The sequence below is a fragment of the Sphingomonas flavalba genome (assembly GCF_047553045.1).
GTDB lineage: Bacteria > Pseudomonadota > Alphaproteobacteria > Sphingomonadales > Sphingomonadaceae > Sphingomonas_L > Sphingomonas_L flavalba_A.
In genome coordinates this window covers 1,056,988-1,068,873 of record NZ_CP180208.1, presented here as the reverse complement: position 1 = coordinate 1,068,873, position 11,886 = coordinate 1,056,988, and the positions used below count along the sequence as shown (strand labels likewise).

Genomic DNA, 11,886 nt, shown 5'->3' with positions numbered 1-11,886 from the left:
GACATGAGTAGGACTGTTCCGGTCGATTCGGCCGGCCGGTCACAAGCGGAGCCGGACGGGTCGTCTCGCGACTTCTCCTTCCGGACCTGGCCGTTCTACTGGCTGGCGCAGGCCAATGGCCGCTATCTGGGCAATATGGAGCAGGCGCTGAAGGCGATCGGCCTCGACATCCCGCGCTGGCGGGTGCTGATGGTCCTGCACCTCGAACATTGCGCCAGTGTCAGCGAAATCGCCGACCATGCGATCGCCAAGCTGCCGACGATGACCAAGATCGTCCAGCGGATGCAGGCGGACGGGCTGGTCGTCTGCAGCCCGCGGCCAAGCGACGGCCGCGTCACCGAAGTAACGCTGACCGATGCCGGCAAGGACGCCGGGGCAAAGGCGTGGGCCGCCGCCAACCAGCTTTACGACGAAGCGTTCCGCCACCTGAAGAAGAACGAGATCGCCACCCTCAACCGCCTGCTCGAAAAGCTCGCCACCAACCTGATGCGCTGACCGCGTTCTTTTTCGCCCCGCGTGAAAAAAGAAGGGCGGTCGCCGACCGGCAACCGCCCAGTGTGGGGACAGATGACACCGGGCGGCGCACCGCCCGGCCCGTCCAAGGGCGTCAGGCCCTCAAACCTCGTTCAGCAGGCATCGCCGGCAATAGGCGATCGCCCGGCGCAGTTCGGCGTCGCGGTCGGCCCCTTCAGGCAGCGGAATCTCATATTCGATCGTCGCCTGAATATGGGACCACCGGTTGTCGCGGATCGCCTGCAAAATCGCCTTGACCGGCGTGTCGCCGGTGCCGAACGCGACATTGCGGTTGTCGCGCGTCTTATCCTTCACATGCAGGTGGGTGATCCGTTCCGGGTAGCGCGCGATGAACGGCAGCGGCGATTCCCCGTTGCCGGCGAAATAGTGGCCGATGTCGACATTGGCGCCGATGTAACGCCCCTTGGCGAACGCCGCCTCCCAGATCGCCGGCGTCACCGCCAGATGATTGTGCAGCCCGGCCCAGACCCCGTGCCGTTCGGCCGGCGCCGCCATCTGCTCCGCCGCCCGCATCGAGAATTCGCCGGATACGGTGCGCGCGCCCAGCGCCTTCGCCAGCCGGAAGATGTAATCATACTCCTCCGGCGCCATTTCGCTGATGCCGTCGAACTTGATGACGCCGATCTGCACGCCGGCCCGCTCATAGGCGGCGCGGATCGCCGCCGCCCGGTCCATCGCCACCGTCGCCCGCCAGGCGCGCAGCCGCGCCGCCGCCACGCGATAGGTGGCGATCTGCGCCTCACTCAGCCGGGTGCGCGTCGGCGCGTTGGCGGCCATCACATTGCCCGGCGCTTCCGGCAGGCCGGACCCGGTCTCGTAGACAGCGGTATAGTCGCTCGGCGCCGGGCCAAGCACCAGATCTTCCGGCAGGCCGAGCGAAATCTCGATCGCCTGCCCGCGCAGTTCGACCGTGCTCACCCCCAGCGCGACGCAACGCCCCAGGATTTGTTCCGCGTTCATCGCCGTCCGGGTGCCGAAACTATAGGGCACGTTCAGGCCGACCTGCACGCCCGCCCACCGCGAATTGGGCCGCCGCCCGGCCGCGCGCGCCACCCCGGCGAGCGGGTGGACAAACAACCCCGCCGCCGGCGCCGCGATCAGCATGCGCCCGAAATCCCGCCGTGAAATCGTCATCGCCCTACCTCCCCGTCCGTCCGGGCCGGCGCCCGCCTCAACGCCGCGCCGGATAGATCGGCGCGATCTGCTGCCAGACCACCGGCAACGCGTCCGCCTCGGCCGGGGTCAACCCGTCGAGGGCCGCCTGCCATGCCTTGCGGTGCGCGGCACGCCAGCTTTCGACATCGCGCAGGCCGGGGCCTTCGCCGGCGACATGCATCGCGCCGATCGCCGAGAACGGCACGGTTTCGGCGGCGATGACACGATAGAGAAACGCCGGCTTGCCGTCGAAGTCGACGACGAGGACGACATCGCCCGCTTCGGGCACCTTCCAGCCGCGCTCGGCGAATTCGGCGAGCCGTGCGACGGTCATCGTCTTGTCGCCGGCCAGCACCTGTTCGGTGATCCGGCGGGAGATATCGGCGTTGCGCCCCATCGTCCGCGCCTGGCTGACCCGGTCAAGGCTGGCCTCGGCGCGCGCCTGTGCGAGAAATGCGTCGATGGACCCCGCCGGGGGGCCAGACGCGGCGATCAACAGCAGGGCCGCCAGCACCGACTAACCCGCCTTGACCATGCGGGCGATCTGCCCGGAAATCGTGCGGCTGGCCAACGGCGCTTCCGTCTGCACATCGGACCAGATGCACTCTACGGACAACGGGCCTGCATAACCGACATCCCACAGCGCCTTGAAATAGGGGATGAAATCCTCGTTGCTGACGCCCGGCGCCCGCCGCCCCTGCTTCTCGGCGATCTGCGCGTGGTGCAGCAGGTCGCCATTGGCGAGAATGCTCTGCGGCCCCTCGTCCTCGGTCTTCATGTGGAACAGGTCCGCCATCAGGCGGAAATGCGGATGGCCGGCGGCGCGGACGATCTCGGCACCCTCGCTGACCCGGTTGATGAAGTTGGTCTCGCTCTGGTTCAGCGGCTCCAGAACCATGATGACGTCGTTCGCCTGGGCGATCGGGCCCAGTATCCGGCCCAGCGCGACCAGTTGCGCTTTCGCCGCCTCGCGCGAAAAGCCGTCCGGCACCTTGCGCGAACGCGGGCTGCCGAACACGATGTAACGCACCCCGGCCCGCCGCGCCCGGCGAAACACGATCTCGGAAAAGGCGGCGATGCCGTCATGGTTCGCATCCGGGCCGATGCTCTGCAATTCCGGCGGCAGGAAACGAACGCAGGACAGCACCGGAACCGGCTGCCGCGCCGCCGCCGCCAGATTGCGCTCGAACGCCGCCTCGTCCCGGCCGGGGACAAGGAAACGGTCGACTTCCTCTTCGACAAAGCCGTAGCCGGCCGACGCCAGCAACCCGCAATTGTCGAGCGACGTCCATGCCCCCAGCAGCGGGGCGAAAGGCCGCCGCACCGCCGCCCAGGCGGGAAGGCCGGCGGCAACGGCCGCCGCCGTCGCCCCCGCCCCGTACAGGAAGCTCCGGCGGCTCGCCCGCGGCGCCCCACCCATCAGAAATTCACCGTCAGGCGCGCACCAAACGTCCGCGGCGCCTGATACGTGTAGCGATAGGTGCCCCAGGTGCCACCCGTCACGTCGGCGTAGGCGAGGACCGGCTCGTTCTCCAGGTTGCGGACATAGGCTTCCAGCGACCAGCGGTCGTCCGGCGCCCGGTAGGTTAGCGTCACGTCCGACCGGTGGTACCCCGATTGCTTGTCGGACTCGTAGTTGAAGAAGGTGAAGTAGCTCTTGCTCTCGAAATGGGTCTGCGCGCGTGCGGTCAGCGTGCCGTCGCCGACATCCCACGTGTGTTCGTAACCGATGTTCATCGTCCAGTCCGGCGCCTGCTGCAGCCGGTTTCCGGCCAGCTGCTGGTTGCCGCCGCTGAACACGACGAAATCCTTGAAGCGGGCATGGAGGTAACCGATGTAGAAATCGAACCGGTCGGACGAGCTGGGCTGCCAGATCAGGTCCAGGTCGGCGCCGTAGATCTTCGATTTACCGGCGTTGACCGTGCCGGTGCCGACGCCGCCCGACGGCAGCGTGATCTGCTGCTGCACCTGCTGGTTCTTGTAATCATACAGGAACGCGGAAGCGTTGATCTGCAACGTGTTGCCAAGGAACCGGTTCTTGGAACCGATCTCATAGGCGGTCAGATTTTCCGGGCCGTAGGGGTTAAGGTCGGTGAACCCGCCCGCCTTATAGCCGGTGTCGTATTTCACATAGAGCAGGTTCTGCGGCGTCCACTGCAGGTTGGCCGCTGCATGATACGTCACCTTGCTCGACGAAATCTCCGTCGCTGTCGGCGGGTTCGAAACGTACGAAATGGCGCCGGTCGCGATGTAATTGTTGACGTTGGTCGCAAGGTTGGTCGCGTTCAGGTTATGCTTGTTGTCCTTGGAATACCGCAGCCCCGCTTCCAGCCGCAGCGTATCGGTGACGGCATAGGATGCCTGACCAAACGCCGCTGACGACTTCAGCAGCAGATCCGGCTTGACGAAGATCTGCAGGTATTTCGCCGGACCCATCAGGCCCGGGCTGCCCGGGAAGTCGGCGAACAGCGACTGGGTGCTGTTCTTCTCGCTGAAATGGTAGAGGCCGGCCTGCCACAGCAGCGGCTGGTCCTGCGCGGACGTGATCCGGAACTCGTGATTCCACGAATTCGGCCGCTCCTGCTGGTCGAATGAGAAATTCTGCCGAGCCGAACCAAACGGCGCGCCCAGCCCATTCAACCGGTCGAGCTGGAACTCGCGGTATCCACCCAGATAGGTGACCGACGCCGGACCGAAATCATAGCTGGTGTTCCAGCGGAAATTGACGGTCTGGGTCCGCAGGAACTGCCCCGGCGGAGTCGGGAATTTCTTGCCGGCGTTGGGGACCGGCGGCTTGGAATAATCGACGTTGCTGGTGCCGGCGATATAGCGCCACGGAATCGCCTGGAGCCCCGGACCGGCGCCGTTGGTCTGCGCATATTCGCCGGTGATCAACAGCGTCCACTCCGGCGTCGGGTCGAACTGGACGTGGATGCGGGCGGCCTTGCTGTGCTCGTCGTCGGCGTCGCGGCCCGGCGCATTGTCGCGGTAGCCGTCACGGTCGCGGGTCTGGAACGACGCGCGCATCTTGACGCCTTCGGCCAGCGGGATGTTGACGAAGCCCTGAGTATTGAACGTGTCGTAATTGCCGTATTCCACCGTCGCGGACGCCGCGAAATGATCAAGCGGCTTGGCGCTGACGATGCTGAGCGCACCACCGGTGGCGTTGCGGCCAAGCAGCGTGCCCTGCGGCCCGCGCAGCGCTTCCACCCGCTCCAGATCGAACAGCGCGGCGTTCAGGCCCAGCGCGCGCTGCAGGTAGAAACCGTCGATGCTGATCGAAACCGCCGGGTCGCCCAGCTGGTTGGTGTCGCGGCTCGACACACCACGGATGGTGATGATCGACGAAGGGCCGTTAGTCGCGAAATTGACGCTGGGCGTCAGCGTGGTCAGGTCGGCAACGTTGCCGACACCCTGCCGCTTCAGTGCCTCGGCATCGACCACGGTCAGCGCGATCGCGGTGCGCTGGGCAACGCTCGGCCGCTTTTCAGCGGTGACGATAATATCGGCCAGCCCCTCGTCGCCGCCCTCCTGCGCGTGGGCGGGCGCCACCGGCAGCAACAGACAGGCAGCCGCCGAACACAGCGCGCTGGTCGATAGGAATTTCCGCATGATAGCCCCTCCCTTTTGGGTACATTGCCGCTCAGATCGTCGGCCTAACCTACATGTATGACCTGATCTGCCTATTGTGGAATAATTGGCCTGTCAATATTTGATAGAGTGGTAAGTCCTGTTTGCCGCACGCATCGCCGTTGACGACCGCCGGGCAGATTCGCGCCCGGCGGGACGGCGGCTCACCAGTTCCACATCGTGCCGTCTTCCAGCCGGGTAACCGGCAGGTAAGCCGGTTTGTACGGGAAGCGCGCCGCCTCCTTCTCGTCGATGTCGACGCCGTGGCCGGGCGCGTCGCCAGGGTGCAGCAGCCCGTCCTCGAAATAATAGGCGTGCGGGAACACCGCGTCGGTCTCCGGCGTGTGGCGCATATATTCCTGGATGCCGAAATTCGGCACCCAGCTGTCGAAATGCAGCGCCGCGCCCATCGTCACCGGCGACAGGTCGGTCGCGCCGTGGAAGCCGGTCCGCACCTGATGCAACCCGGCAAGGTCGGCGATCCGGCGCAGGTGGGTGATGCCACCGGCGCGCACCACCGGCACGCGGATATAGTCGATCAGCTGGTTCTGGATCAGGTCCTTGCAGTCCCAGATGCTGTTGAACACCTCGCCCACCGCCAGCGGGATCACGGTGTTCTCGCGGATCAGGCGGAACGCCTCCTGATTCTCCGCCGGGGTCGCGTCCTCCAGCCAGAACAGGTCATACGGCTCCAGCGCCCGGCCCAGCCGGGCCGCCTCCATCGGGGTCAACCGGTGGTGGACGTCGTGCAGCAATTGCGGCGCCTGACCATAGGTTTCGCGCAGCTTTTCGAACAGGCCGGGGACGAACTGCATGTATTTGCGCGTGTCCCACACCGTCTCGGACGGCAGGCTGGCGTCGGCCGGCTCGTAATAATCCTTGCCGCGCCCGACGCCGTAAGCGGCGGCGAGACCGGGGATGCCGGACTGGGCGCGGATCGCCTTGTAGCCCAACCCCAGATAGCGGCCGACCTCATCGACGGTCTCGGCAATGTCGGCGCCATTGGCATGACCATAGACCAGCACGCCGTCGCGGCTCTTCCCGCCCAGCAGGTCGTATAGCGGCATCCCGGCCATCTTGGCCTTGATGTCCCACAGCGCCATGTCGACCGCGGCGATCGCCGACATCGTGACCGGCCCGCGCCGCCAGTAGGCGCCGCGATACAGATACTGCCAGATATCCTCGATCCGGCGCGGATCGCGCCCGACGACGCACGGCAGCACGTGATCCTGAAGATAGGATGCCACCGCCAGCTCCCGGCCGTTGAGGGTCGCATCGCCCACGCCGTAAACGCCTTGATCCGTCTCGATCTTTACCGAAACGAAATTGCGGCCCGGCGAGGTGATGATAACCCTCGCAGCGTCAATTCTCATGGCTCTCCCCCGCGAAGTCGGTTATGGTCATGCGTCTTGACCTGACAATATTGGTCTGTCAAGTTTGTACATAGTGTTAGACCAATAATCCTAACACCCGGAGGATTCCCCGTGCACCAGGTTCTGAGCGAGAAAATAGATGTTGCGCCCCCGGCGGATTCGCAGCGCCTCTATCGGGAGATCGCGCACAAGCTGATGGACCGCATCAACGACGGCACCTACCCGGTCGGCGGGCGGATGCCGGCGGAGCGGGAGATATCGGCCGAATTCAACGTCAGCCGCCCGACGGTGCGCGAAGCGATCATCGCGCTGGAAGTGCAGGGCGTCGTCGAGGTGCGGGTCGGCTCCGGCGCCTATGTCCGCCGCCAGACCGGCCGTCGCGAGGCACCCGGCTTCGGCGTCACCGCCTTCGAACTGACCGAGGCACGCCTGCTGTTCGAAAGCGAGGCCGCCGCCCTTGCCGCCACCAACATCACCGACGAGGAACTGGACGAACTGCCGCTGCTCGTCGCGCGGATGGATGCGGCCGGAGACCCCGCCGCAGCGGAGGAGGCGGACCGCGATTTCCACATGCTGATCGCCCGCGCCACCCGCAACGCCGCCATCGCCAAGACGATCGAAGCGTTCTGGGAAATGCGGCAATCCGCGCCGGAATGCGCGCTGCTCCACGAAAAGGCGCGCAACGCCCAGGTCAAGCCGGTGATCCAGGAACATATGGGTATCGTCGAGGCGCTTCAGGCCCGCGACCCCGCCCGCGCCCGCACCGCGATGCGCGAACATCTCGGCGCGGTGATCGAGCATCTGCTGTTCGCCACCGAGGAAGAAGCAATCGAGCGCGCCCGGCAGCAGGCGCGCAGCACCCGCGACCGGTTCGTTCGCGTCGTCTCGATCTAGATGGCCACCCCCCTCGTCCTCCATCCGGACCGCCTGTTTCCGGTCGACCCCGGCGTGCGCGCCATCGCGCGCCGGCTGTACGAAGCCGTCGCCGGCCTACCGATCGTCAGCCCGCACGGCCACACCGATCCGGCCTGGTTCGCGGACGACGCGCCGTTCGCCGACCCGACCGCGCTGCTGATCGCGCCCGACCACTATGTCTTCCGCATGCTCTACAGCCAGGGCGTCCGGCTGGAAGATCTGGGCATCGGCGGCGGCCCGGTCGATTCGCGCGCCGCCTGGCACATCTTCGCCCGGAACTACCACCTGTTCCGCGGCACCCCGTCGCGGCTGTGGCTGGACTGGGTGTTCAGCGAGGTGTTCGGCCTCACTGTCCGGCTGGAGGCGGAAACCGCCGACCTGTATTACGACCGGATCGCCGAGCGGCTGGCCCAGCCCGCCTACCGCCCCCGCGCGCTGTTCGACCGGTTCAACATCGCGGCGCTGGCGACGACCGAGTCGCCGCTCGACCCGCTGGAGCATCACGCGAAGATCCGCGCCTCCGGCTGGCCGGGCCGGGTCATCACCACCTTCCGCCCCGATCCGGTCGTCGACCCGGACTATGAGGGCTTCACCGCCAACCTCGCCCGCCTGTCGGAGATGACGGGGGAGGATTGCCTGTCCTACCCCGGCTACCTCGCCGCGCTGCGCCAGCGCCGGGCCGCCTTCATCGCCGCCGGCGCCACCGCCAGCGATCATGGCCACCCGACCGCCGCCACCGCCGTGCTGACCGCGCCGGAAGCGGAGGCGCTGTTTACCGAGGTAACCGCCGCCACCCCGCCCGCCCCGGACCGGGCCGAGCTGTTCCGCGCCCATATGCTGACGGTGATGGCCGATATGAGCCGCGACGACCGGCTGGTCGTGCAGATCCACCCCGGCTCGTTCCGCAACCACAACAGCGCGCTGTTCGCCCGCTTCGGCCGGGACAAGGGCGCCGACATCCCGACCCGCACCGATTTCGTCGGCGCGCTCCGCCCGCTGCTCGACCGGCACGGCAACGATCCGGCGCAGACGATCATCCTGTTCACGCTGGACGAGACCGTTTACGCGCGCGAACTGGCGCCGCTCGCCGGCCATTACCCGGCGCTGCGCCTCGGCCCGGCCTGGTGGTTCCACGACAGCCCGGACGGGATGCGCCGCTTCCGCCGCCAGATGACGGAAACGGCGGGCTTCTACAATCTCGTCGGCTTCAATGACGACACCCGCGCCTTCCTGTCGATCCCGGCGCGGCACGACGTCGCCCGGCGGATCGATTGCGGCTTCCTCGCCGAACTGGTCGCAGAGCATCAGATCGACGAGGGCGAGGCGGCGGAGCTGGCCGTCGCGCTGACCAGCACGCTGGTCACGTCGGCCTACCGGCTGTGAGCCGCCCGCGCCTGTCGCCGGGAAACATCCCGGCCGGTGTCGCCCCGATCGGCTATGTCCGCGACCGGACGACAAGCGGCATCGTCCACCTCGGCATCGGCGCGTTCCACCGCGCCCATCAGGCGGTCTACACCGACGACGCGCTCGCCGCCGGCGACACCGGCTGGGGGATCACCGCCGTGTCGCTGCGCTCGCCGTCGACGCGCGATGCGCTGGCGCCGCAGGACTGTGTTTACATGGTAGAGGAACGCAGCGGCGCCGGCCCGGCGCGGCGGCTGATCGGCGCGATCAACACCGTGCTGGTCGCACCGGAATCGCCCGAACGGGTGATCGCCGCGCTCGCCGACCCCGCCGTCCACATCGTAACCCTAACCGTCACCGAGAAGGGCTATTACCGTGATCCGGCCGGGGACGGCCTGCTGTTTGACGATCCGGCGATCGCCCATGACCTGTCCGGCGCCGCGCCGCGCACCATTTTCGGCTATCTCGCCGCCGCGCTCGACCGGCGGCAGGCGGCTGGCTCCGGGCCGCTGACCCTGCTGTCCTGCGACAATCTGTCCGGCAACGGCGATCTGCTCGACCGGCTGCTCGGCGCGTTCCTCGCCCGGCGCGGCCGGCCGCTGGAACGGCGCTGGACCTGCCCGAACACGATGGTTGACCGCATCGTCCCGCGCACCACCGCCGCCGACATGGACGGCGCACCGGTCGACGATCGCGGCCTGGTCGTCACCGAACCGTTCCGCCAGTGGGTGATCGAGGACCGCTTCGCCGGTCCGCGTCCGCGCTGGGAAGTCGGCGGCGCTCAGATCGTCGCGGACGTCCACCCGTTCGAACTGGCAAAGCTGCGCCTGCTGAACGGCAGCCATTCGACCCTCGCCTATGTCGGCCTGCTTCTTGGCCACACCTATGTGCATCAGGCGGTCGCCGATCCCGCCCTCGCCGCGCTGCTCCGTCGCCAGATCGACGGCGAGGCGATACCGACGCTGGCGCCGGCCGCCGGGCTGGACTACCCCGCCTATGCCGACGCGCTGCTCCGCCGGTTCGACAACCCCGCCCTGCCCCACCGGCTCGACCAGATCGCGATCGACGGATCGCAGAAGATCCCGCAACGCTGGCTGGCGGCGATGGTCGAGCGCGACGCGCGCGGCCTTGCCAGCCCCGCCTATCTGCTCAGCCTCTCGGCGTGGATCGTCCATGTCGGCGGCACCACCGGCCGCCCGGTCGACGATCCGCTCGCCGACCGACTCGCCGCGCTCTGGCAGGGGGCGGCGGGGGACGCGCACGCCGCCGCCGCCGCGATGGTCGATCAGTCCGGCGTCTTCCCCGCCGCGTTCCGCGACAGCGCGGCGCTGCCTTCGGCGCTTGCCGCCATGCTTGCCCGGCTGGTCGCCGGCGATCCGCGAGCGCTGATCGCGGCGATAACCGCACCAGCACTATTGACTGACCAATTTTGAACAAGTAGGAAATTTTGGTCATACATGTGTGGCTAACCACACGGGGCGGAGAGAGACCATCGCACAGCCTGATTCCGACCTGCCCTGGTGGAGAACGGTCACCCGCTACCAATGGTTCGTCTTCGCCGTCGTCTCCGGCGCCTGGCTGTTCGATACGATGGACCAGCGGTTGTTCTCGCTGGCGCGGATTCCCGCTCTTGCCGACCTGATGGGCCTGCCGGCGGGCAGCCTTGAAGTGCAGGCCTTCGCCAAGACTTCGACCGCGCTGTTCCTGGTCGGCTGGGGCATCGGCGGGCTGACCTTCGGCGCGCTCGGCGACCGTTTCGGCCGGGTCCGCCTGCTGACCATTTCGATCCTGCTCTACTCGGTCTGTACCGGGCTGACCGCGCTGTGCCGCACGCCGGAAGAATTCGCGATCCTGCGCTTCGTTACCGGCCTCGGCATCGGCGGCATCTTCGGCCTTGCCGTCGCGATCATCGCCGAAACCATGTCGGGCGCGGCGCGGCTGGCGATGCTCGCCGGGCTGCAGGTGCTGTCGACCTTCGGCAATGTCGGCGCCGCCTTCGTCAAGATGGGGGTCGACACCCTCGGCGCGCACGGCTGGATAGACGCCGCCCATGGCTGGCGCTGGCTGTTCGCGATCGGCGCCCTCCCGGCCCTGCTCGCCATCCTGTCGGCGCTGCGCCTGCGCGAATCCGATGCCTGGCTGAAACTGAAAGCGGACGGGCAACTGCCCAAGGGGGTTTTCGGCTCCTATGGTGAATTGCTGCGCCAGAAGGACGAACGGCACAATCTGCTGATCGGCACGCTGCTCGCCGTTGCCGGTGTCGTCGGCCTGTGGGCGATCGGCGAATATGCCGTCGACCTGCAACATGCGGTGTTCACCGGCTGGTTCTCTGCCCGGCTGCCGGCGGATCAGGTCGCCGCGGCAGTCGCCAGCGCCAAGAACTGGTCGTTCATGCTGCAAATGGCCGGCGGCGCGATCGGCATGTGGATCTTCTCGTGGATCGCCGCGCGCTTCGGCCGCCGCCCGGCCTTCGTCGCCGGGTTCAGCGCCGCGCTCATCGTCACCCTGTTCGTCTACTGGCGGCTGGAAAGCCCGGCCGACGCCTATTGGATGATGCCGCTGATGGGCGCCGCCCAGTTCAGCGTCTTCGCCGGCTTCTCGATCTATCTGCCGGAACTGTTCGGCGCGCGGACGCGGGGCACCGGCGTGTCCTTCGCCTATAATCTCGGCCGCTTCGCCGCCGCCATCGGCAGCTTCGGTTCGGCTTATCTGACCACCCACCTCTATGGCGGCCTGCCGGCGCCGGACCCGCTGCGCTTCTCGGCGATGACGATGTGCGCGGTGTTCCTGATCGGCATCGTGACGGCGCTGTTCGCGCCCGAAACGCGCGGCCGCGCCCTGCGGGACTAACGGCGCCTCGCGCGCGGGAAAGGAA

General features: G+C 67.4%; 10 protein-coding genes. 5 read left to right on the top strand and 5 right to left on the bottom strand.

All coding sequences use genetic code 11. From position 1 onward, the window contains the following. Window positions 1–3 precede the first annotated feature (3 nt). Window positions 4–495: a MarR family winged helix-turn-helix transcriptional regulator gene (locus ACMT1E_RS04940; RefSeq protein ID WP_414902576.1), complete on the top strand. Its 492-nt coding sequence runs from the start codon at window positions 4–6 to the stop codon at window positions 493–495. Between the two features lie 120 nt (window positions 496–615). Here the strand turns inward: ACMT1E_RS04940 and ACMT1E_RS04935 are convergent, their stop codons facing one another. From ACMT1E_RS04935 to manD, 5 genes are all read right to left on the bottom strand, one after another. Then, window positions 616–1,668 carry a sugar phosphate isomerase/epimerase family protein gene (locus ACMT1E_RS04935; RefSeq protein WP_414902575.1) on the bottom strand — a complete coding sequence of 351 codons (1,053 nt, stop codon included), beginning with the start codon at window positions 1,666–1,668 and terminating at the stop codon, window positions 616–618. A gap of 37 nt (window positions 1,669–1,705) precedes the next feature. Further along, window positions 1,706–2,203 carry an ASCH domain-containing protein gene (locus tag ACMT1E_RS04930; protein WP_414902574.1) on the bottom strand — a complete coding sequence of 166 codons (498 nt, stop codon included), beginning with the start codon at window positions 2,201–2,203 and terminating at the stop codon, window positions 1,706–1,708. Between the two features lie 3 nt (window positions 2,204–2,206). Next, window positions 2,207–3,109 (bottom strand): sugar phosphate isomerase/epimerase family protein, encoded by a 903-nt coding sequence (locus ACMT1E_RS04925; RefSeq protein WP_414902573.1) that lies wholly within the window; start codon window positions 3,107–3,109, stop codon window positions 2,207–2,209. Beyond that, window positions 3,109–5,301 (bottom strand): TonB-dependent receptor, encoded by a 2,193-nt coding sequence (locus tag ACMT1E_RS04920; protein WP_414902572.1) that lies wholly within the window; start codon window positions 5,299–5,301, stop codon window positions 3,109–3,111. The genes ACMT1E_RS04925 and ACMT1E_RS04920 overlap by 1 nt, the downstream gene beginning before the upstream one ends. A gap of 182 nt (window positions 5,302–5,483) precedes the next feature. Continuing rightward, window positions 5,484–6,692 (bottom strand): D-mannonate dehydratase ManD, encoded by a 1,209-nt coding sequence (manD, locus tag ACMT1E_RS04915; RefSeq protein WP_414902571.1) that lies wholly within the window; start codon window positions 6,690–6,692, stop codon window positions 5,484–5,486. 195 nt (window positions 6,693–6,887) lie between these two features. Here manD and ACMT1E_RS04910 point away from each other — a divergent pair, with 195 nt between their 5' ends. The 4 genes from ACMT1E_RS04910 to ACMT1E_RS04895 are packed head-to-tail and all read left to right on the top strand — an operon-like array spanning window position 6,888 to window position 11,861. Next, complete coding sequence (locus ACMT1E_RS04910; RefSeq protein ID WP_414903278.1) at window positions 6,888–7,586, top strand: FadR/GntR family transcriptional regulator; 699 nt, start codon at window positions 6,888–6,890, stop codon at window positions 7,584–7,586. Then, window positions 7,587–8,990: a glucuronate isomerase gene (uxaC, locus tag ACMT1E_RS04905; RefSeq protein ID WP_414902570.1), complete on the top strand. Its 1,404-nt coding sequence runs from the start codon at window positions 7,587–7,589 to the stop codon at window positions 8,988–8,990. After that, complete coding sequence (locus tag ACMT1E_RS04900; protein WP_414902569.1) at window positions 8,987–10,444, top strand: mannitol dehydrogenase family protein; 1,458 nt, start codon at window positions 8,987–8,989, stop codon at window positions 10,442–10,444. The genes uxaC and ACMT1E_RS04900 overlap by 4 nt, the downstream gene beginning before the upstream one ends. Window positions 10,445–10,472: 28 nt before the next feature. Next, entirely contained in the window at window positions 10,473–11,861 is a 1,389-nt protein-coding gene (locus ACMT1E_RS04895) for an MFS transporter (protein ID WP_414902568.1), read from the top strand. Window positions 11,862–11,886 lie beyond the last annotated feature (25 nt).

Bases quoted from the DNA above. Each gene is read 5' to 3' on its own strand.
- ACMT1E_RS04940 (WP_414902576.1), top strand. From the start codon at position 4: ATGAGTAGGACTGTTCCGGTCGATTCGGCCGGCCGGTCACAAGCGGAG.
- ACMT1E_RS04935 (WP_414902575.1), bottom strand. From the start codon at position 1,668: ATGACGATTTCACGGCGGGATTTCGGGCGCATGCTGATCGCGGCGCCG.
- ACMT1E_RS04925 (WP_414902573.1), bottom strand. From the start codon at position 3,109: ATGGGTGGGGCGCCGCGGGCGAGCCGCCGGAGCTTCCTGTACGGGGCG.
- ACMT1E_RS04920 (WP_414902572.1), bottom strand. From the start codon at position 5,301: ATGCGGAAATTCCTATCGACCAGCGCGCTGTGTTCGGCGGCTGCCTGT.
- manD (WP_414902571.1), bottom strand. From the start codon at position 6,692: ATGAGAATTGACGCTGCGAGGGTTATCATCACCTCGCCGGGCCGCAAT.
- ACMT1E_RS04910 (WP_414903278.1), top strand. From the start codon at position 6,888: ATGGACCGCATCAACGACGGCACCTACCCGGTCGGCGGGCGGATGCCG.
- uxaC (WP_414902570.1), top strand. From the start codon at position 7,587: ATGGCCACCCCCCTCGTCCTCCATCCGGACCGCCTGTTTCCGGTCGAC.